This is a genomic window from Pedobacter sp. UYP1 (assembly GCF_040547305.1).
GTDB lineage: Bacteria > Bacteroidota > Bacteroidia > Sphingobacteriales > Sphingobacteriaceae > Pedobacter.
The window spans coordinates 163,933-184,776 of sequence record NZ_JBEPPL010000007.1 but is presented as its reverse complement, the minus strand read 5'-3'; the positions used below and the strand labels follow the sequence as shown (position 1 = coordinate 184,776).

General features: G+C 39.4%; 26 protein-coding genes. 10 read left to right on the top strand and 16 right to left on the bottom strand.

Features of this window, described 5'->3' with window-relative positions:
• Window positions 1–279 precede the first annotated feature (279 nt).
• From ABIB30_RS15820 to ABIB30_RS15785, 8 genes are all read left to right on the top strand, one after another.
• Window positions 280–690, top strand: coding sequence for a cytochrome c maturation protein CcmE domain-containing protein (locus ABIB30_RS15820; RefSeq protein ID WP_068395141.1), 411 nt, complete (start codon window positions 280–282; stop codon window positions 688–690).
• A gap of 5 nt (window positions 691–695) precedes the next feature.
• Window positions 696–3,164 (top strand): heme lyase CcmF/NrfE family subunit, encoded by a 2,469-nt coding sequence (locus ABIB30_RS15815; protein WP_354303620.1) that lies wholly within the window; start codon window positions 696–698, stop codon window positions 3,162–3,164.
• Between the two features lie 40 nt (window positions 3,165–3,204).
• Window positions 3,205–3,969, top strand: coding sequence for a Rossmann-like and DUF2520 domain-containing protein (locus tag ABIB30_RS15810; protein ID WP_354303618.1), 765 nt, complete (start codon window positions 3,205–3,207; stop codon window positions 3,967–3,969).
• 39 nt (window positions 3,970–4,008) lie between these two features.
• A complete protein-coding gene (locus ABIB30_RS15805; RefSeq protein ID WP_068395147.1) occupies window positions 4,009–4,341 on the top strand; it encodes a 2Fe-2S iron-sulfur cluster-binding protein in 333 nt (110 codons plus the stop codon).
• Window positions 4,342–4,362: 21 nt separating this feature from the next.
• Window positions 4,363–4,605: a Fe-S cluster assembly protein IscX gene (iscX, locus tag ABIB30_RS15800; protein WP_183869483.1), complete on the top strand. Its 243-nt coding sequence runs from the start codon at window positions 4,363–4,365 to the stop codon at window positions 4,603–4,605.
• Complete coding sequence (locus ABIB30_RS15795; RefSeq protein WP_354303616.1) at window positions 4,606–5,133, top strand: KdsC family phosphatase; 528 nt, start codon at window positions 4,606–4,608, stop codon at window positions 5,131–5,133.
• A gap of 62 nt (window positions 5,134–5,195) precedes the next feature.
• Window positions 5,196–5,597: a DUF4890 domain-containing protein gene (locus ABIB30_RS15790; RefSeq protein ID WP_354303614.1), complete on the top strand. Its 402-nt coding sequence runs from the start codon at window positions 5,196–5,198 to the stop codon at window positions 5,595–5,597.
• A gap of 102 nt (window positions 5,598–5,699) precedes the next feature.
• Window positions 5,700–6,269 carry a Maf family protein gene (locus ABIB30_RS15785; RefSeq protein WP_354303613.1) on the top strand — a complete coding sequence of 190 codons (570 nt, stop codon included), beginning with the start codon at window positions 5,700–5,702 and terminating at the stop codon, window positions 6,267–6,269.
• On the opposite strand, the gene ABIB30_RS15780 is transcribed toward ABIB30_RS15785, so the two are convergent.
• The 9 genes from ABIB30_RS15780 to ABIB30_RS15740 form a co-directional block, all read right to left on the bottom strand.
• Window positions 6,245–7,174 (bottom strand): Ppx/GppA phosphatase family protein, encoded by a 930-nt coding sequence (locus tag ABIB30_RS15780; RefSeq protein ID WP_354303611.1) that lies wholly within the window; start codon window positions 7,172–7,174, stop codon window positions 6,245–6,247. The two genes, ABIB30_RS15785 and ABIB30_RS15780, sit on opposite strands and share 25 nt — an antisense overlap.
• Before the next feature lie 55 nt (window positions 7,175–7,229).
• On the bottom strand, window positions 7,230–8,558 hold the full coding sequence (locus ABIB30_RS15775; RefSeq protein ID WP_354303609.1) for an ABC transporter permease: 1,329 nt from the start codon (window positions 8,556–8,558) through the stop codon (window positions 7,230–7,232).
• A gap of 4 nt (window positions 8,559–8,562) precedes the next feature.
• Window positions 8,563–9,468, bottom strand: a complete 906-nt coding sequence (locus ABIB30_RS15770) for an ABC transporter ATP-binding protein (protein WP_354303607.1) — start codon at window positions 9,466–9,468, stop codon at window positions 8,563–8,565.
• A 60-nt stretch (window positions 9,469–9,528) separates the two neighbouring features.
• Window positions 9,529–10,272: a DUF72 domain-containing protein gene (locus tag ABIB30_RS15765; RefSeq protein ID WP_354303605.1), complete on the bottom strand. Its 744-nt coding sequence runs from the start codon at window positions 10,270–10,272 to the stop codon at window positions 9,529–9,531.
• Window positions 10,273–10,380: 108 nt separating this feature from the next.
• On the bottom strand, window positions 10,381–11,556 hold the full coding sequence (gene dnaJ, locus ABIB30_RS15760; protein WP_183869476.1) for a molecular chaperone DnaJ: 1,176 nt from the start codon (window positions 11,554–11,556) through the stop codon (window positions 10,381–10,383).
• Window positions 11,557–11,558: 2 nt separating this feature from the next.
• Entirely contained in the window at window positions 11,559–12,137 is a 579-nt protein-coding gene (locus tag ABIB30_RS15755; RefSeq protein ID WP_111633717.1) for a nucleotide exchange factor GrpE, read from the bottom strand.
• Between the two features lie 147 nt (window positions 12,138–12,284).
• The gene (locus ABIB30_RS15750; protein ID WP_068395170.1) at window positions 12,285–12,968 is read right to left on the bottom strand and encodes a cell division ATP-binding protein FtsE; all 684 of its coding nucleotides are present in this window, start codon (window positions 12,966–12,968) and stop codon (window positions 12,285–12,287) included.
• A gap of 3 nt (window positions 12,969–12,971) precedes the next feature.
• On the bottom strand, window positions 12,972–13,175 hold the full coding sequence (locus ABIB30_RS15745; RefSeq protein ID WP_068395172.1) for a fructose-6-phosphate aldolase: 204 nt from the start codon (window positions 13,173–13,175) through the stop codon (window positions 12,972–12,974).
• Window positions 13,176–13,238: 63 nt separating this feature from the next.
• On the bottom strand, window positions 13,239–14,258 hold the full coding sequence (locus ABIB30_RS15740) for an acyl-CoA reductase (protein ID WP_354303602.1): 1,020 nt from the start codon (window positions 14,256–14,258) through the stop codon (window positions 13,239–13,241).
• A gap of 77 nt (window positions 14,259–14,335) precedes the next feature.
• Between ABIB30_RS15740 and ABIB30_RS15735 the strand changes: the two genes are divergently transcribed.
• Entirely contained in the window at window positions 14,336–14,686 is a 351-nt protein-coding gene (locus tag ABIB30_RS15735; protein ID WP_111633719.1) for a 4Fe-4S dicluster domain-containing protein, read from the top strand.
• A gap of 75 nt (window positions 14,687–14,761) precedes the next feature.
• Here the strand turns inward: ABIB30_RS15735 and ABIB30_RS15730 are convergent, their stop codons facing one another.
• The gene (locus ABIB30_RS15730) at window positions 14,762–15,211 is read right to left on the bottom strand and encodes a universal stress protein (RefSeq protein ID WP_183869471.1); all 450 of its coding nucleotides are present in this window, start codon (window positions 15,209–15,211) and stop codon (window positions 14,762–14,764) included.
• 131 nt (window positions 15,212–15,342) lie between these two features.
• On the opposite strand from ABIB30_RS15730, the gene ABIB30_RS15725 reads away from it, so the two are divergent.
• Complete coding sequence (locus tag ABIB30_RS15725; RefSeq protein ID WP_354303599.1) at window positions 15,343–16,143, top strand: C40 family peptidase; 801 nt, start codon at window positions 15,343–15,345, stop codon at window positions 16,141–16,143.
• Here the strand turns inward: ABIB30_RS15725 and ABIB30_RS15720 are convergent.
• The 6 genes from ABIB30_RS15720 to hisB are packed head-to-tail and all read right to left on the bottom strand — an operon-like array spanning window position 16,118 to window position 20,842.
• A complete protein-coding gene (locus ABIB30_RS15720) occupies window positions 16,118–17,017 on the bottom strand; it encodes a WD40 repeat domain-containing protein (RefSeq protein WP_354303597.1) in 900 nt (299 codons plus the stop codon). The two genes, ABIB30_RS15725 and ABIB30_RS15720, sit on opposite strands and share 26 nt — an antisense overlap.
• Before the next feature lie 2 nt (window positions 17,018–17,019).
• Entirely contained in the window at window positions 17,020–17,607 is a 588-nt protein-coding gene (gene hisIE / locus ABIB30_RS15715) for a bifunctional phosphoribosyl-AMP cyclohydrolase/phosphoribosyl-ATP diphosphatase HisIE (RefSeq protein WP_354303595.1), read from the bottom strand.
• Window positions 17,604–18,359 (bottom strand): imidazole glycerol phosphate synthase subunit HisF, encoded by a 756-nt coding sequence (gene hisF / locus ABIB30_RS15710; RefSeq protein WP_354303593.1) that lies wholly within the window; start codon window positions 18,357–18,359, stop codon window positions 17,604–17,606. The genes hisIE and hisF overlap by 4 nt, the downstream gene beginning before the upstream one ends.
• Window positions 18,360–18,362: 3 nt before the next feature.
• Window positions 18,363–19,112: a 1-(5-phosphoribosyl)-5-[(5-phosphoribosylamino)methylideneamino]imidazole-4-carboxamide isomerase gene (hisA, locus tag ABIB30_RS15705; protein ID WP_354303591.1), complete on the bottom strand. Its 750-nt coding sequence runs from the start codon at window positions 19,110–19,112 to the stop codon at window positions 18,363–18,365.
• A gap of 1 nt (window position 19,113) precedes the next feature.
• Window positions 19,114–19,707: an imidazole glycerol phosphate synthase subunit HisH gene (gene hisH, locus ABIB30_RS15700; protein WP_354303590.1), complete on the bottom strand. Its 594-nt coding sequence runs from the start codon at window positions 19,705–19,707 to the stop codon at window positions 19,114–19,116.
• A 1-nt stretch (window position 19,708) separates the two neighbouring features.
• Window positions 19,709–20,842, bottom strand: a complete 1,134-nt coding sequence (gene hisB, locus ABIB30_RS15695; protein WP_354303589.1) for a bifunctional histidinol-phosphatase/imidazoleglycerol-phosphate dehydratase HisB — start codon at window positions 20,840–20,842, stop codon at window positions 19,709–19,711.
• Window positions 20,843–20,844: the final 2 nt, after the last annotated feature.

Here is a 20,844-nt window from a genome sequence, read left to right as displayed (position 1 = left end):
CAATTACTTTTTCTGGCATTATGTCGTTTATTTGTCAGCCAACTATCAATATTTTGTCATCTAAAGTATTAGCCGGCATGTAACGGGCTTTAGGTACTTATATTTTTTATCTTTGTGTACTCTTTTAATGGGTTAGGAGAGGAGGCTCGTGTAAGCAAGCTATGTCCTGTTTAAATTGGCGGAGCCAGTTTATGTTTTAACCATGAAAAGGCAGCAAATACATTTTTTTAATAACGTATAGCTGCAAACATCAATTTTGACAAAAAACGATATATTCTCATGAAAAAAAGTGCAATTATTGGCTTAATTACAATTGCTATCTGTGTTTGTTTCCTGGTCAGCTTAAATGCTGATACCAGTAACTATTCGACCTTTACAGAAGCGGCTAAAGACTCCAGAGAGTTTCACGTAATGGGCCATTGGGCAAAAGAAAAGGGAACTTATTATGACGCCTTAAAAGATGCTAACCATTTCTCTTTCTACATGAAAGATGAAAAAGGTGATATTGAGAAAGTTATTTATAGTGGGACCAAACCACAAGACTTTGAACGTTCTGAAAAGCTCGTACTGATCGGTAAGATGAATAAAGGCACTTTTTACGCCTCTAAAATATTAATGAAGTGCCCCTCTAAATATAATAACGACCTAGTAGAGATAAAGCAGGACGGACAGGTTAAACAATACAAATAATTTTAATGGACATACAATTCACAGGAGAAACCCTCCTCCCCGGCAAAGTTGGGCAGTTTTTTATTGTTTTAGCGTTTGCCGCTGCACTACTTTCAACGATTTCTTATTTCTTTGCGACCCGCAATAAAGACCTTGCAGATAAATCCTGGCAACGTTTGGGGAGAATAGCATTTTTAACTAATCTCTTTAGTGTAATTGGAATTGGGGTTACACTGTTTTATCTGATCCTGAATCATTACAACGAATACTATTACGTTTATTCTCACTCTTCAAAAACGCTCCCTGTATATTATATCGTTTCCGCATTCTGGGAAGGGCAGGAAGGTAGTTTCTGGCTTTGGGCATTCTGGCAAGCTATTTTAGGAACAATCCTGATCTGGAAAGCAAGAACCTGGGAAACTGGGGTAATGACTGTTGTTGCTTTCTCACAGGTATTTTTAACTTCCATGCTATTAGGCGTTCAAATCTTCGGTGAACGTATCGGAAGTTCTCCTTTTATCCTGTTAAGAGATGCTGTAAACCTGAAAGACATGGCACCGGTTGTATTTGCCGATGCTGAAAACTATAAAAACTATCTTAAATTCATTACTGATGGAAGAGGCTTAAACCCACTTCTTCAGAACTATTGGATGGTAATTCACCCGCCAACCTTATTCCTTGGTTTTGCGAGTATGATTGTTCCTTTTGCTTATGTAATCACTGGTCTATGGCAAAAAAGATATAAAGAATGGGTAAAACCTGCTATGCCATGGGCGCTGTTTGCTGTAATGGTTTTAGGTACAGGAATTATCATGGGTTCTTTCTGGGCTTATGAAGCGTTGAACTTTGGTGGCTTCTGGGCATGGGATCCGGTTGAAAATGCATCATTAATTCCATGGTTAACCTTAATTGGCGCAGTCCATGTCATGATTGCTTTCAAAAATACTGGTCATGCTTTCTTTACTTCTATCGCATTGGTTCTGGTAAGTTTTATCCTGGTATTATACGCTTCTTTCTTAACCAGAAGCGGTATTCTTGGAGAAACCTCAGTACACTCGTTCACAGATTTGGGGATGTTCGGTCATCTGATCCTTTACAACGTAGTATTCCTGGCTATTCCGGTAGTTCTGATTGTTTTACGCTGGAAAGAATTGCCAATTACCAATAAAGACGAAGAAACTTATTCAAGAGAATTCTGGATGTTCATTGGTGCGCTTGTGGTAACTGTTGCCTGTATCCAGGTTATTTTTTCTACCTCTGTTCCTGTATTCAATAAAGCTTTCGGAACTAATTTTGCACCCCCAATTGATGCAATCAAGTATTACAATCAATGGCAGGCTCCGTTTGCTATCCTGATTACTATGATATCTGGTTTCTCCCAATTCTTAAAATACAAACGTACCGATACCCGTAAATTCTACAGCAGTCTGGTGGCTACACTGATCATTGCAATTGTGGTTACAGCAGGGTTTGTTTATATCACTAATGTCTATAACAACCTGATTTATATTTTACTTTCATTCAGTTGCATGTTCGCTATTTTATCCAATGCACGTGTGCTAACCCAAGGATTCAGTGGTAAAGGTAAATTAGTAGGAGCAGCAGTTGCACATATCGGTTTTGCCTTGCTATTAGTAGGTGCACTGGTTGCTGCGGCAACAAGTAAACCGGTATCTATCAATGCAACAAACTTTATCCCGGTAAAAGACTTTGAAAAAGTAGAAAAACCAGGTGAGAATATGGTGTTGTACAAAAACGAACCTAAAAAAATGGGACGTTTTACAGTAACTTATACAAACGACACTACGATAGCCCCTAATACTTATTATACGCTGAACTTTAAAGTGATTGATGAGAAAACAGGCAAACTTAAAGAAGACTTCAACTTGAACCCACGTGTTCAGATCAATGAGAAAATGGGTCTGATTGCATCTCCGGATACGAAACATTACCTGACTTATGATGTGTACACGCACATTACCAGTGCTCCTGATAAAAAGGATGCGCATGCAGATAGTGATGCACAGAGTGATGAGCAGAATTATAAAAAACCAAGGGTAGTTACCGTAAGTACGGGTGATACCTTGCATACCAGCAGTGGCATTATCACTGTGAAGGATCTTAACTTCAAACCAACAGCAAAGAGCCTGGCTTTAGCAGAAGGCGATATTGCAGTAGGGCTTCCGTTGGAAATCAACCTGAATGGTAAGATTTATAAAACTGAACCAATCTTCCTGGTTAAGGGAAATAACACATTCGATTTTGCACGTAATATTCCTGAATTAGGTTTAAGACTGAGATTTACCAAAATACTACCTGATCAGAAAAAAGTGGAGTTGCAAGTATTTGAAAAACCACAACAATCCAAAGACTGGGTCGTGTTTAAATCTATCGAATTCCCTTATATCAATTTATATTGGGTTGGTTTAATTGTCATGGTGATTGGATTTGTAATTTCTATCATCAGAAGACAAAAAGAGATCAAATCGGTTTAATTAAAAGTATTTTTACCAGGGAAATTTAAACTGACTCTCCATGAATATTGTTTGTATAGGCTCTGGAAATGTGGCGACGCATCTCGCAATCGCTTTCAAAGCTATCGGAGCTGATATTGTTCAAGTCTGGAGTCAGGATAGCAGAAATGCAGAAATCCTTGCCGCTTTAACTAAAGCAACGCCAATCAGCAACTGGGACGAACTGGATCGTTCTGCTGATTGTTATGTGATTGCCGTAAAAGATAGTGCGATCGCTTCAGTTGCGGCGCACTTAACAGAGGTAAAGGGCGTTGTCGTACATACCTCAGGGGCAACCCCAATGCGTGTATTATCTGCAGTAAAAAATGGTTACGGTGTATTATATCCTTTGCAAACCTTCTCTAAATCAAAAGCAGTAGATATGACCCGTGTGCCCTTATGTATTGAAGCAGATCGGGAAGATACCTTAGAGAAGATTAAAATCATCGCTCAGTTATTAAGCTCAAAGGTCTCCGTAGTTACCTCTCAGCAGCGCGCTATTTTACATGTTGCAGCCGTTTTTGCTTCTAATTTCACCAATCACCTCTATCAACTGAGCAGTGAATTGCTGGAGCAGCATCAGCTGAATTTTGATTTATTGAAACCATTAATCCTGGAAACAGCCGAAAAAGTGCAGTCATCGGCGCCAGCTGAAGCACAAACCGGCCCGGCTATCCGAAATGACCAGGAAACTATAAAAAGACATCTTGATTTACTGAGCGGCACGCCCGGATTGCAGAAAATCTACCAAACATTAAGTAATAGCATTAAAAAAACTGATCTATAACAGGATTGCGGTTTTTGCTGCTTATTTTTGAAAACAATTATGAATATTTATCAATTAACAGTCAATTTTGAAGAAAAGGGTAAAGCACAAATTCAGTTGCCAATTGCAGGCGGAGAATCAGTGCTGGAAGTCTGTTTGGATAATGGAATAGATTTACAACATAACTGCGGCGGTGTTTGCGGTTGCAGTACCTGTCATGTATATGTGACTAAGGGAATGGATAACATTCAGGAAATATCTGATAAAGAAGAAGATTTCATTGACAGGGCAGTAAGTCCGAAGATCTCTTCCAGATTAGGTTGCCAGTGTATAGTGATCAACGGAAATATCGAGGTTACTATTCCTAACCAATCAGAATTTTTAGGCCATTAATAAATTATAAAACAAGAAAACATGCAGGATAAGTTTGCTTTACCTATTCACTGGCAGGATCACGAGGATATTGCTCAGGAATTATATGAAAAGTTTGGAGATGATTTTAATGAATCTAAAATCTACCGGATCAGGTTTACTGAATTAGTGGACTGGGTTCTTTCCCTGCCTAATTTCAAAGGTACAAGAGAAGAAAGCAATGAAGGTCACCTGGAGCAAATCCAGTCTGCCTGGGTTTATGAATGGAGAGATAACCAAGACTAGATGTTACTGCAGAAACTTAAAGGAATTACCACATTTGTTTTTGATGTCGATGGCGTTTTAACCAACGGTGATGTTATAGCAACCGATTCCGGAGAGCTCATGCGTACTTTCAATATTAAAGACGGCTATGCTTTACAGCTGGCCGTTAAAAAAGGATTCCATGTATGTATCATTTCCGGAGGCCGTGGTCAGGCGATGGAAAAACGCTTTGAAGGTCTGGGGATACCAGATGTGTTTTTAGGCGTATCCGATAAAGTTGAGATCTTCAACGATTATCTGGAAATCTATAATATTAAACCCAGACAAGTGCTGTATATGGGAGATGATATTCCTGACCTGAATGTAATGAAGCTGGTCGGTATTCCTGCCTGTCCTTCAGATGCCTGCTCAGATATCAAAGCAATCTCCGAATATATCTCCCCATTTAAAGGTGGTCAGACAGCGGCGAGAGATGTCATTGAAAAAGTATTGAGAATACAGGGGAAATGGTTTGATGCCAATCCTTCTGCTGCCGATTCCAGTAAATAAGTTACACAAGAATTTTAAACCTTCCTTTTACTTTTGACTCTATCTCTAAAAAAAGAATAGATATGAAGAAATTATTGATGATTTGCGGAATGTTATTCAGTGTAATAACTTTTGCACATGCACAAGGCGGTAACCGTAACGGAACACCAGAAGAAAGAGCAACAAAGTCTACTGCGCAGTTAACTGAGAAATTAACTTTGACTGCTGATCAGCAAACCAAAGTTCATGATATATTGCTGGATCAGAATACGCAGATGAACAAAGCCCGCGAAGATGCTGGTGACGATAGAAAAGCTATGCGTACTAAAATGATGACGCTGATGCAAAGTAACAATGAAAAGATTAAAGCAGTATTAACTGATGATCAAAAGAAAGCTTATGATACTTTTCTGGAAGAAAGAAGAACAGCAATGAAAAACAGAATGGGAGGCCAGGGGACCGGTCAGCCAGCAGAGAACCAATAGTGATATAAATTCGATAGCTGAATTTATATCAGCTTTCAAATAAAGAAAATAATAAAAGCGGCTTTGGGCCGCTTTTATTATTTTTGCCCAAAATATATTCATATGTACAAGCAAACGACTCCCCTTATTCTAGCCTCCAAATCACCTCGCAGACAAGAACTGATGCAATTAATGGGGCTTGATTTTAAGGTGTTATTAAAAGATGTAGACGAGAGTTATCCTGAACAGCTTTCCCCGGATGCAATTGCCTGTTACATCTCGGAGAAGAAAGCAATGGCATTTGTGGAAGAACGTTTAACAAGCCTGGTCATTACTGCCGATACTATCGTTGCCTGCAATGGAGAGATCTTAGGTAAACCGGCAGATGCATTACATGCTAAAGTTATGCTCGAAAAGCTATCAGGCACCAGTCATCAGGTCTATACAGGAGTAAGCCTGGCTTATAAAGACAAGCTTAAAACCTTTTTTGATCAAACAGAAGTGCGTTTCAGAACCCTCAGCACAGAAGAAATAGAACATTATATCATGCACTATAATCCACTGGATAAAGCAGGCTCTTATGGCATACAAGACTGGCTGGGCTTTATCGCAGTAGAACGTATTGAAGGCTCTTATACCAATGTAATGGGACTACCAACAGAAAAGCTTTACTTAGAACTTTCAAACTTCTGATCTGCCCAGATCCGGTATAATACACCCATCTTCAAATCATAAGTAGATAAGCTGATTGCTTTTAATCCTGTTTGGTCCAGCATATAATTGGTCAGGATGGCGGCGATGACAATCATATCCACTCTGAGTGGAATCAGGTTTGGCATTAAAACCCTTTCTGCATGTGCAGAAGCAATCAGCCTTTCAGCAAGGCTTCGGTACTGTTCAATGTCAAAAGAAGCCGAACTTATTGTTTTCAGATCAATACCTTCAAGCAACATTGCTGCGAAAGTCTCAAATGCACCAGCAGACCCCACCAAAACATGCGGCTGATACTTTTGACAGGCAGCCAGCAGATCTGCCAGCTCCTGATCAAGATGCTTTTGTATCGCAGACTGGTCTTCACTGCTAATCGGATCAGAATGGAAATAAGCCTGTAATAATCTTGCGGCTCCTATATTATAACTTTTCTTCCATAAGGGGCCATCCTGGTTACAAATAATGAACTCCGTACTTCCTCCGCCAATATCCATAATCAACGACTGCTGATTGATTACGCCTGTTGCTTTTACACCATTAAATATATAAGCAGCCTCGTCCTCCCCACTAATCACCTCAATAGCTATTCCGGCTATTCTAAGAGCGGCAATGACAAAATCTTTTCCGTTTCCAGCACTGCGTACCGCAGAAGTTGCAGTTGCGCGGACAATAGTGACCTGTTGCGCGTCTATTTCTTTTTTAAAGCCCTTTAGTGCTTCTATTCCGCGTTCAAAAGCTTCAGGTATAATCAAGTTCTCATTGATCCTTCCCTGGCCCAATTGGACAGGTAAATTAGTTTTGTAAATGACCTCTACACCTAAAGGTGTAAGATCAGCTATAATTAAGTGAAAAGTGTTCGTTCCTAAATCAATAACCGCTGCTTTCATCCGTTTCGTTAATCCTGTCTTTTCTTGTTAATTTTTAATTCTGGTAGCTGAATTTTTAATTCTTGTAACTAAACCACTTTAACATTTCTTTCAAACTGGTTTTTTTGCCGTACATTAATATGCCCACTCTGTATATTCTTGAAGCTACCCATACAGTCCCTATAAAGCCAGTAATCAATAAACCCATAGACAAAGCCAGCTGCCAGTCGGGCACACCATAAGGTAACCTGACCATCATTGCAATAGGAGAAGTAAATGGTATCATCGATAACCAGAAAGCAAGAGGCCCATAAGGATCATTCACCACAACGCTCAAAGATAGCGCATAACTCAAAGTAAGCGGCATCATAATTGGCATCACAAACTGCTGTGTCTCTGTTTCACTATCCACAGCCGATCCAATTGCCGCATAAAGAGCGCTATAAAATAAATAGCCACCAATAAAAAAGAATACAAAAACAAGCAGGATTTTTGTCAGATCAAGATTTGCCATGCTCTTTTGGATATAAGCAACCGGGCCATCGTCTGCCACCTTTTTTCCGATAGAAGTTCCCGTCTTTGATTGTACTGCAGAAACAGTACTTTGCTGCAATTCTTTATTGCCTGTAAAAGCTTGGACCGCTACGGTTGAAATCGTAACTGTCAATAAGATCCAAAGTACAAACTGTGTCAATCCTACCAAGGCAATACCAATGATTTTTCCCATCATCAGCTGAAAAGGTTTGACAGAAGAAATCATCACTTCAATAATCCTGCTTGTTTTCTCTTCAATCACGCCCCGCATTACCTGAATGCCATAAATCAGAATAAAAGTAAACATCAAGATACCGGATGCATAGCCAATAACTGTCGTTGCACCGGCACTCGAATCTTCTTCCTGTCCCGCTTGATTTATCTTCTTGTTATCAATGTTGACAGTAGCTTTTAATTTATCAAGGTCTTCTTGCGCAATACCACTTTCCTTAAGCTTTTGGATTCTGATGGTATTCTCCACATCGTCAACAACTTTTCCATTCATGGAAAAGCCAGCCTGTTTAGTTCCTAAAAGTTGTATTCCCGCAGGATTGTCCAGGCTAAACTCAGGCAGGTAAAGAATGTAGTCATAGTCTTCGTCTTTAAGACTAGCCTTCATTTGCGCCAATGATTTATGGACATAAACGTAAGTTGTATTTTTAGTAGAAGCGACTTTTTCAGTCAGTGTTTTATTGTCATTTACTACTGCAATCCTGTTATTGGCCGAGGTAGCCCCTTGTATAGAAAAATAGATGATCATTCCATAAAATCCTGCGACAATGATCGGCGTTAATAACGTCATGACGATAAATGATTTCTTTCTGACCCGGCTTAGGTATTCTCTTTGTATAATGAGTAAAATCTTGTTCATTGCGTTAATCTTTTAGTTTTACCTGGTCAATAAAAATATCGTTCATTGTAGGGATTACTTCATCTAAGCGATGAATATTCACTACAGGCAGCAAGGCTGATAAAAGCTGATTGGCAGTTTTACCTGCGCTGATCTGAACCTTAATCCTTGTTTTTCCCGGCAGTATCTCTTGATGAAGTATTTTAAACAGATCAGTTGCCTGCTCCGCAGGATACTCCCCATCATACTCAACCCAATAGGTATTATTTCTGTACTGCTCCTTAATATCAGATACCGAACCATCCAGTATCTTTTTAGAACGGTGAATCAATGCAATGCTATCACATAACTCCTCTACAGATTCCATCCGGTGCGTAGAAAAAATAAAAGTTGCTCCTTTCTTATTCAATTCCAGGATTTCATTCTTGATGATATCTGCATTGACCGGATCAAAACCAGAAAAAGGCTCATCCAGAATAATCAGTTCAGGTTCATGTAATACAGTTGCTACAAATTGTACCTTTTGCTGCATGCCCTTACTCAGGTCTTCTACCTTTTTATTCCACCAACTTCCCATTTCCAGTTTCTCAAACCAGTATCTGACTTTTTTAGTAGCTTCAGTGGTACGCATACCTTTGAGCTTGGCCAGGTACAACACCTGCTCACCAATTTCCATTTTTTTATATAAACCACGCTCTTCCGGGAGATATCCTATCCTTGCAATATGAGAAGAATTCAGGCGTTCGCCGTTAAAGATGACTTCACCACTATCTGGCGCTGTAATCTGCGTAATAATTCTGATGAGTGATGTTTTGCCTGCACCGTTGGGGCCCAGGAGCCCGAATATCTTTCCCTGCTCCACTTCCAGACTGACGTCGTCCAGTGCAAGATGCGTAGCATATTGTTTGACAATATTATTTACGTTAAGCATTTAGTCTTTTATTAGTTCTTAGTTATCCTTTAGACTAAAATCAGGCAAAATGTTACAGATTCAGCGTATTGTATCTGTCAATGCAATCAATTGTTTTGCATTGGTTAATGCCGATGTGCCCCAGGTATTGTTGAAATATACGAATACTTGTTTAGGCCCGGGCATTATTGATTTAGCAAAGGCAATTATTTCCTGTCCGGTATACAGCGATTTGTATAAGACTGGCTTGCCATGAAAACGGTAATAAACTGGATCATTAAATAGAACAATCCCATCTGGTAGGGCAGAAGGATAACTTAGTCCGCTGAAAGTCAGGTGATGTTTTTTAAACTCGTCCATCACCGTATTATTCCACCAGCTGACATGCCTGAATTCAATTACGTTCTTAAAGACCGGATTTAGATTTTTTAATAGTAAGGCTAGTCTTTCTTCAGTATAAGTGAAAGAAGGAGGAGTTTGAAATAATACACAGCCCAATTTGTCCCGCAGGCCAGAAGAAATTACCTCATAAAAATCAGTAACCAGGCCTTCCACCTCATTAAATTTATTGTAATGCGTAATTGTCCTTGGTGCTTTAACCGTAAATAAGAAATCAGCAGGACTGGTCTCGTACCAGGTATTAAAGCTTTTTAAAGAAGGCTGTTTGTAAAAGGAAGAATTAATCTCTATCGTATTAAAATGTTGACAATAATAGCTAAACCAGTCCTTTTGAGGAAGGCCGGAAGGATAGAATATTTCTTTCCATTCCTTATAATAAAATCCGGAGCAGCCAATCCTCCAATCTGCTATTGCTATTCCATCCATAAGCCCTTTTTTAAATTAAACAACGGTTCCCGGCTAAAGTTTTCACATAAAAAAACAGGCTGTATCCATTCAGATACAGCCTGTTTTATAATTATATTCAAGAATCGATTATTCGAAATACTCTTTCATTTTTTCAAAGAAGCTCTTGTCATTTTTACCTGGCTGAGGTTTGAAATTTGGAGATTCACGTAGTTTCTCCAGCATATTCCGTTCTTCACTGCTCAGGGCTTTAGGCGTCCAGATATTCACATGGATAATCTGATCACCACGGTGATAAGAATTTACTTCAGGAATACCTTTAGCTTTCAGGCGCAATAACTTTCCGCTTTGAGTACCGGGCTCGATTTTAATTTTAGCTTTACCATCAATCGTTGGTACTTCGGCACTGTAACCTAAAGCAGCATCAATGATACTTAAATGTAAATCATAAACGATATTGTTTCCTTCACGTTTCAAGGTTTCATGAGGGATTTCTTCAATCAGGATGATCAGATCACCAGGAATACCACCATTAGGGGCTGCATTACCTTTTCCGCTCATGCTCAATTGCATACCGTCACTCACACCTGCAGGAATATTGATTGTAATTGTTTCCTCACCACGAACTGTTCCTTCACCATGACATGATGTACATTTAGAAGTAATTTGTGAGCCGGCACCATTACAAGTCGGACAGGTAGAAGTAGTTTGCATCTGGCCTAAAATGGTATTGGTTACTCTGCGAACAGAACCACTGCCACCACAAGTTTTACAAGTGCTGATAGATGATTTGTCCTTAGCTCCCGAACCATCACAGGTTTTACAAACAATCTGTTTATTAACCTTTATTTTTTTCTCTGCGCCATGCGCTATTTCTTCAAGGGTAAGTTTGACTTTAATACGAAGGTTAGAGCCTTTAGCTACGCGTCTGCCACTGCTGCGTTGTTGCTGTCCGCCGAAAAAGCTATCGAAAGGACTGCCACCGCCACCGCCGCCACCAAAGATATCGCCAAACTGGCTGAATATATCTTCCATGTTCATGCCGCCGCCGCCATAGCCGCCACCGCCACCAGAAGCTCCGCCAACACCTGCATGTCCATAATGGTCATAGCGTTGTTTCTTCTCCGGGTTGCTTAATATCTCGTAAGCCTCAGCAGCTTCCTTAAATTTATCCTCAGCAGTATGGTCATCAGGATTTTTGTCCGGATGGAACTTTATAGCCAGCTTTCTATAAGCTTTCTTGATCTCTTCCGGAGAAGAACCTTTGCTTACACCAAGGATATCGTAATAATCTCTCTTACTCATAATTAACTACCTACAACTACTTTTGCAAAGCGTATAACTTTGTCATTTAAAGTGTATCCTTTTTCTAATTCATCTATAACTTTTCCTTTCAACTCTTCAGTTGGGGCAGGAACTTTAGTGATTGCTTCATGAAGGTCTGTGTCAAAAACAGTATTCGCACATTCCATTTCTTTTAATCCTTTCTGATTCAGAATGCTTTTCAGCTTAGTATGTACCAACTGAATCCCTTCACGGATCGCAGCCACATCAGTAGCATTTTCAGTCGCTTTATTTGCACGGTCAAAATCGTCCAGTACAGGAAGCATAGAGATAATTACATCCTTACCAGCAGTCTGTAAAAGCTCAACACGTTCTTTTTGTGTACGTCTTTTGAAATTATCAAACTCAGCAAAAAGGCGTAGATATTTATCATTCAACGCTGCATTATCAAGTTTTAATTGCTCTTCAGCAGAGATTTCCTCTACAGGTTCAGTGATAGTATCCGCATTTGCGTCATCTGTAAGCTCTTTGTTTAACTGCTCTTCAGCAGTATTTTCCGTAATAGGATTTTCTGTATCGTTTGTTTTCTTCTTGCTAAACATGGTATAGTAGAATTTTATGATGCAAACTCAAAAGGTTTGCCAATGAAGTATATCAGCCATGCTGTCAGTTTTGTTTGAACAACACTGTACAGAATGGCTGAAAAGAAATTATTTTGTCAGGAATGGTCAGTTTTTTGAAACAGACACTTAGTTGATTGTTGCATCATCATGGACGATACCTGCTTCACATTTAATAATACGTGAAGGCAGGGTACGGATGATATGATAATCATGCGTAGCCATTAATACAGCAGTACCGCTCTGGCTGATTTGTTTCAGCAACAATACGATTTCTTCGGATGTTTCAGGATCTAAATTTCCTGTAGGCTCATCCGCAAGGATGATATCCGGATTATTTAATAACGAACGTGCAATAACCACACGTTGCTGCTCACCACCAGAAAGCTCATGTGGCATTTTTCTGATTTTTGAACGCAGACCTACCTTTTCCAGTACATCTTTAATCCGTTCTTCAATTAGCTTTTTGTCTTTCCAGCCAGTTGCTTTCAATACAAAATCAAGATTCTTTTCAATTGTACGGTCTGTTAACAACTGGAAATCCTGGAATACGATCCCTAACTTTCTGCGCAGATAAGGAACATCCCGCTCGGCCAGCTTTTTAAGGTCGAAGCCTGCAATTTCCCCCTCACCATTACCGATATGAAGTTCACCGTAAATGATTTTCAATAAACTGCTCTTTCCAGATCCTGTCTGTCCGATCAGAAATACAAATTCACCTTTATCTATGTTAAGATTAACATCAGAGAGTACAAGGTGTTTTTGTTGAAATACATCTACGTTCTTTAAATTTATAACTGCGTTTCCTGCCATGTCTTAAATATCTAATTTTGCAATCTGACCAAATGGTAAATCTTTTACCATATCCATAATATAAGGCAACTTGTCACCCAGACCTAATTTTTCCAGAGATTTATCAGGCCGGTCTACCCTGAAATAAGCCAGTAAAGTGAATTTATCATCTCTCAGCTGGACATAATCCGGGATTTTGGCAATACCTTTTACTTTGATTACATACATTTTGTTCAAAAATAGTGTTTCAAAATGATAAAATGAGCGCCTGTTTAAATTTGTAGCGGAAACTTATAACTTATTCAGGAAGTTAATTGTATTCACGTTATCCGCATAATCCCATAACTGAGGATGCTGACTTTGGCCAAAAGTTACCGAATCCACATCCAGTTTTAGAGCCGTATTAGTGACCACACACTGGATATTATCCTGCATCCCTTTCAGTTTTTCATTTAATTCATCCAGATTTTTATAGTGTTCAAAGTATAAAACAGCAAGAGGGGAAGATAACCCTTCATCTTCTTTCAATAGCAAAAAGCCATTGTCAAAATGCTGAACTGTATTGACCAGGTAAATAGATTTATTATAATCGTAGTTGTTATTGTACTTGAAATGATTGATAATGTCCTGATACTGCTCCAGCGGTTCAAAGAAGTTTTTGATCTCATAACCTTCAGGAACATAGATTTTAGACACATTTCTGCAACCCAGTCCGAAGTAATCAAAAATATCATGGCCTAACTGCCCGATCTCAGCAATACTTTCTTTACCATCTAATACCGCAACACTATTCCTGTTTTTTCTGATAATATTAGGCACTTTACCGAAATAGTAGTCAAAGTACCGGGAAGTATTGTTGCTGCCTGTTGCAATGATCGCGTCAAAATCTTTCAATCTTTCTGCATAAATGATTCTATCAGCTAATAAAGGTTCAAACTCAATAAGCTGTTTCAATAAAGCCGGTAATAACTGGCTATCAGCAGAAGAAAGTTTAATAATAGCTATGTTTCCTGTCGCAAGGACAGACAAAATATCATGAAAACCTACCAGGGGAATATTTCCTGCCAGGATCAAGCCTACTTTTTTGGGATGCTGGCTGACCTTAATTTGTTCAAACCATTTTTCCAAAGCAGGCAGATTAAGCATTTCCTGAAAAGAAGCTAAAGATCTCCGCACTTCAGCCACAGTAAACCAGGCATTGTGATTAGGTGCTGAATCGATCGTATTACTAAATTCATCACCCGGGTGATTTAAGAAATCACTTAGTTTATGGAATGCAATAATTAACTTTTCAGCGGTAAGGATTGACATGTTTGAAGTAATTTTAAAGTATAAATGTTATATTTGCAATGCAAAGGTAACTTTAGCAAATAGATTTATACGAAGACATGGCTATTAAAATAACAGACGAATGTATTAATTGCGGAGCATGTGAGCCTGAATGCCCAAATAATGCAATTTATGACGCAGGCACAGCCTGGAGATTTTCTGATGGAACCAACTTAAATGGTATCATTGATTTTGGCGATCAGGAAGTAGATGCTGGTGCGTCTCAGGAAGCAGTTTCTGATGAAGTATATTATATCGTTTCAGATAAATGTACAGAATGTAAAGGGTTTCATGACGAACCTCAGTGTGCGGCAGTGTGCCCGGTAGATTGTTGTGTGGATGATGAAGATATCCGTGAAACAGAAGAAGAATTATTAAAGAAAAAGGCCTGGTTGCACCAGGAGAACTAATTCTTTAATTGAATATAACAGAAAAAGACAAAAGGACGCCCAGGCGTCCTTTTGTCTTTTTCTGTTATATAGATTTTATACTTCTGCTTTGTTCGGAATAATCAATACCGGGCAGGCAGATTTCCTGGCCACGTGTTCAGCCACACTTCCCATTAAAAAGTGATATAATCCCGTTCTGCCGTAAGTTCCGATCACAATCAGATCAGATCCCCATTCGTCAGATTGCTGGATAATTCCATGTGCTGCGGTGTCTACTACGCTTAAATACGTAGTTTTAATACCGTTACCATAAGTATCTTCTATTTCTTTAAGCAGCTGATGGCTGTTCTCTTCACTGTTATCATAACTTTCCAAAAAAACCGGCGCTAAAGTAAGGTCTTGATTGATTGTTGCCGGCATCGGCTCAATGATATTGACTAAGGCAACTTCTGCATTAAAGGTCTTAGCCAGTTCGTAGCCAGTTTTCGCTGCCTTTTCTGAGCAGGTGCTGTTATCTACTGCGATTAATATCTTTTGGAGGTTCATAATTTCTGGCGTTAAGGAATGTAATATCTGGCGTTAATGTATGTAATACTTGTATAACAAATTAATCAATCAAATGTTTATCCTGTCGTTTTCTAAATCACTATTCTTACTTTTGAGTACTAGATTTCATTATGGAACAGACATTCGCAATTTGCAGGGTAGCCGTAGCACCAATCAGAGCATCATCAGCTGATCAGGCCGAAATAACAACGCAATTATTATTTGGAGATCAGGTGGAGGTATTGGAAAAAGCAGAACCCTGGTGGCGGATCCGTAATGCCTATGATGGCTACGAAGGCTGGATAGACTTTAAACAGCTCGGGACGCTTACCGAAGCCGAATACGAGGCCTGTAAACAACGGACTGCATTAGTGCCGGCAGCAGTCAGTAATCACGTAATTGCGGCCGATGGAAGTACATATTACTTAGCTGCATCCAGTAATCTGCCAGCTTATCGCAATGGATACTGCAAATTGGGTAAAGAAGAATTCCAGGTCTTATTTGAGCCTCATACTGTATCAGGACAAACTACTGGCTTGGAACTTGTCAGTTCAGCCTTGTTTTATCTGAATGCACCTTATTTATGGGGAGGCCGTACACTTTTCGGTATTGATTGTTCTGGATATGTACAGGCTGTTTTTGCGCTATATGGGATTGCACTTCACAGAGATGCCTCTCAACAGGCAGAGCAAGGGGACGTTGTTAACTTTTTACCACAAGCGCAAACCGGAGATCTTGCCTTTTTTGATAATGCAGGGGGCAAAATCATACATGTAGGTATTATGCTAAATGCAAATCAGATTATTCATGCTTCAGGCAAAGTAAGAATTGACCCTATCGATGATCAGGGGATTTATAATCCTGAACTTGGACGTTATAGTCACAAACTCAGGATTATTAAAAGATTTATAAATCCCATTCCCACACCATAACTAACTTATCGTCACCTGTGGTTAATAAGTATTTACCATCCAGGCTCCAGATTAGCTTATTGATAGAATGGGTATGACCATGGGTGTTTTTTTCAATACTCAGAATTTTATAGAGCTTCAAATCATCACTACCCCATAATTTAATGCTCTTATCCTGGCTCACTGTGGCGAAATAAGGTAACGAAGGATGAAATGCAATTCCATAAACGCTAAATAAGTGTGCTGGAATGGTATGCTGCAACTGATAACCTGGCAATGACCAGAAATTTAGCTGTGCATCTCTTCCGCCCGAAATCAAGTATTTGCCATCGGGCGAATACTGAACAGAAGTGACTGGTAAAGTATGCTCCTGTAATATATGCAGCAAACTATAATCATGCAAATCATAAATACGGATAACACCATCTTTACAACCAAAAGCAGCCTGTAAACCATCCGTACTTACTGCGATTGCTCTTACTGTATCCGCAGAAACCCTGATCCGGTAAAGTAAAGAGAAGTCAGTCAATGACCATACCCCAACAGTCCCATCTTCACTCGCGGTTAAAAATTCCTGTTTTGCCGGAATGGTTACCAGGTCAAATACAGGCTTTTCATGGGCTTGAAAAGTAGTTGTAATTATTTGATTGTTCAGGTCGAATATACTCACCTCACCACTTCTCTGACCAACAAAAAGCAAGTCATTAAATTGATGAAGACTATAAACAGAGGTTTTTACCGGCATTAAAACCTTTACAAAGGACATCTTTTCCAATGACCATTCTACCACACCTTTATCATTTCCACCCGTAAAAAAAATGCCGGCTGTGCTGGAATTGGTTAAGGCATAAATAGGGTTTTGATGGCCGCTAAGCGATCTTAAATGTTTCAGCATAATTAACGGTGTCTGCCTTCCAGGTTTACCCCGATATCGGCCAGTGTTTTACCTTTCTCTCTCAACAAGACTAATAAGTGGAAGATTAGATCAGAACTCTCATTCACAAAGTCAACATCTGTTTCGTTTAATGCTGCAATAACAGTTTCCACACCTTCTTCTCCAACTTTTTGCGCAATCTTGTTTAATCCTTTTTTGCGTAATTTGCTGACATAAGATTCTTCCGAAGGATGATCATATCTGTCATGGATAATTTTTTCCAGTTCAAAGATGAAATTCTGGTTGAAGTTAGTTTTAAAGCAACTTCTGCTTCCTGTATGACACGTTGGACCTACCGGGGTAACTTTAATCAGGATTGTATCCTGATCACAATCAATATGCGTCTCTTTTACATATAAAAAGTTGCCACTTTCTTCTCCTTTAGTCCATAAACGGCTTTTAGAGCGGGAATAAAATGTTACTTTCCCTTCCTGTTGTGTTTTTGACCAGGCTTCCTGGTTCATATAACCCAACATTAACACTTCCAATGTTTGTATATCCTGAATGATTACAGGAACCAATCCATCGGTTTTCTCAAAATCTATAGTCATAACCTAACTGGTATGTTGTATTTTTTTAATTCATTTTTCAAGTGGGGGATAGGGATCTCACCGAAATGAAAAACCGAAGCAGCTAGTGCCGCATCCACACCTGTTGTGGTAAAAACTTCTGTGAAGTGTTCAACTTTCCCAGCCCCGCCTGAAGCAATGACAGGGATATTGATCATTTTACTGATACTATTCAGCAGTTTACAATCGAAACCCTGTTTAGTACCATCATGATCCATAGAAGTCAACAGGATTTCTCCTGCACCCAAATCCTCTGCCTGTTTAATCCAGTGTTCTGTTTCGATCTCCGTAATTAACCGGCCTCCGTTCAAATGCACCATATTTCTGCCCGCTACTAATTTAGTATCTACCGCAACTACTACGAATTGCACGCCAAATACTTTAGCCAGATCTGCAATGAGCTGTGGATTTTTAACTGCTGCAGAATTGATACTAATCTTATCAGCACCGGCATTCAATAAAGCTTCTGCATCGGCAATCTCTGTAATTCCTCCACCAATGGTAAAAGGGATGTTGAGCTGTCTGGCAACCGACTTCACCATTTCGATCATCGTTTTACGACGCTCATGGGTAGCGGTAATATCCAGGAATACCAGTTCATCTGCACCTTGCTGAGCATATTGCCAGGCCAGTTCTACCGGATCTCCGGCATCCTTCAGATCCACAAAATTAACGCCTTTTACGGTCCGGCCATCTTTGACATCCAGACATGGAATGATACGTTTGCTTAACATCGATTATAAAGAAGTCAGGGCTTTAAGATTCCACTCCTTAATCTCTTCGATAGAAATACGGTTTTCATAAATAGCCTTCCCAACTACGCAAGATCTGATTTCAAGCTTCGCCAGTTCTTCAATATCTTCCATTGAGCTGATTCCGCCAGATGCGATCAATTTGATAAACGGAGAATGTTCCAGTAATTTTTTATACAAATCTACAGCAGCACCACCCAACTTACCATCCTTGTTAATATCAGTACAAAGGAATCTGAAAAAGCCTAACTGCAAACATTTATCAACGTAATCCATTAATTTGATAGGCGAGCTTTCCATCCATCCAGAATATTTGATTACTTCATCCAGTACATCAATCGCAATGACGATACGGTTTGCGTAATCATATTTCTTACCTACTTCTTTGCTTAAATCGGCCAGAAAATCAGGATTGGTAATCGCTTGTGTACCAACAATAACCCGGTGGATACCTGCATCAAGCAAATTAGTCACCTGTTCAATGGTACGGATACCACCGCCGTATTGTACGCGCATTTCCGTTTTTTTGATAATATCAAAAAGTTCAGCTTGATTACTGAAATCTCCTTTAGCACCATTTAAGTCAATAATATGTATGAATTCAGTTCCGTTAGACTTATAAGTCTCAATCATTTCGGCAATTGATACATCGTATACTGTCTTCTGGTTATAGTCACCTTCTCTGAGGCGGACAACTTTACCATCTAAAATATCTATAGCGGGGATAATGTACATTTTATTGTTTTAAGTTAGAAAAGTTCAATAATAATTGTTCGCCTGCAGCGCCCGACTTTTCAGGGTGAAATTGCACCCCGTAAAAATTGTCTTTTTGTATAGCTGCAGCATATTGCAGACCATAAGTCGCTGTTGCTATTTCAAAAATAGCGTTATATTCAATAAAGTACGAATGCACAAAGTAAAATTGTGTCTGATTTTCAACACCTTCGAATAGTAAATTGTTTTTAATCTCTATATTATTCCATCCCATATGAGGAATTTTAATACCCAGATCTTTATCAAATAGTTTCGTTTCCAGCGGTATAATATTCATCAGTTGCGCATTACCTTCCTGCGAATGCGCAGTAAGTAATTGCATTCCCACACAAATACCCAAAACAGGTTTTTTGAGTTGTCTGATGGAGTCTACCAGTCCAGTTTGGTTCAGTTTTTCCATCGCTGCCCCCGCATGTCCTACACCGGGAATAATGATATGAGAATACTGCTCAAAATCATGTTCCGTATTAATCATTCCATAACTGAGTCCCAGTCTGGCTAAAGCAGAAGTCAGAGAGAAGATATTTCCTGCACCGTAATTAACGATTCCTATCATTTTATAACATTCCTTTGGTACTCGGTAAAACTAATTTTTCCGCATCTCTTTTGATAGCCATTTTAATCGCTTTTGCGAAAGCCTTAAAGATCGCTTCAATTTTATGGTGCTCATTGTCGCCTTCAGCTTTAATATTGAGGTTACATTTCGCTGCGTCACTAAAAGACTTGAAGAAGTGGTAAAACATTTCGGTTGGTACATCACCTACTTTTTCTCTTTTAAATTCTGCATCCCAAACAATCCAGTTCCTCCCTCCAAAATCGATAGCCACCTGTGCCAGACAATCATCCATAGGTAAACAGAAACCATAGCGTTCCAAACCCAGTTTATTGCCTATAGCTTTGGCAAAAGCCTCACCCAATGCAATTCCGGTATCTTCAACAGTATGGTGCTCATCAATATGTAAATCACCCTTAGCACTGATATTTAAATCTATCCCTCCATGACGTGCAATTTGGTCAAGCATATGGTTAAAGAAATTTAAACCGGTTTCTATTTTCGCTTTTCCAGTTCCGTCCAGGTTGATTTCTATCTCTATATCCGTCTCATTGGTCTTTCTGATATGGTGAAATTGTCTGCTGCCTGCGCTCAGGAAAGTATAAATATCCACCCAGTTCTGTGTTTGCAGGGCTATTACCTCAGTTAATGTCTCTGCTTTATCCAGCATTTCTGCCGATCCTAACAAATCATTATTCCTTAACCAGATGGCTTTTGCGCCCAGGTTTTTAGCCAGTACGACATCATTGATCCGGTCGCCAATCACAAAAGAACCAGCCAGATCATATTCATCAGTAAAAAAATGCTGTAGCAAACCTGTATTTGGTTTACGCGTAGGTGCGTTTTCATGTGCAAAAGTTTTATCAATGATAATCTCGGAAAAAACTACGCCTTCGCCTTCAAAAGTATCCAGGATGAAGTTGTGTACCGGCCAGAAATTAGGTTCAGGATGAGAATCAGTTCCTAAACCATCCTGATTGGTTACCATCACTAAGTCGAAGTCCAGTTCGGCAGCTATTTTAGCCATATAGTACAAAGATTTCGGATAAAACTTAAGCTTTGAAAATGAATCTATTTGCTCATCTTCTGGTTCAGTGATCAGTGTGCCATCACGGTCTATGAAAAGTATCTTCTTCATGG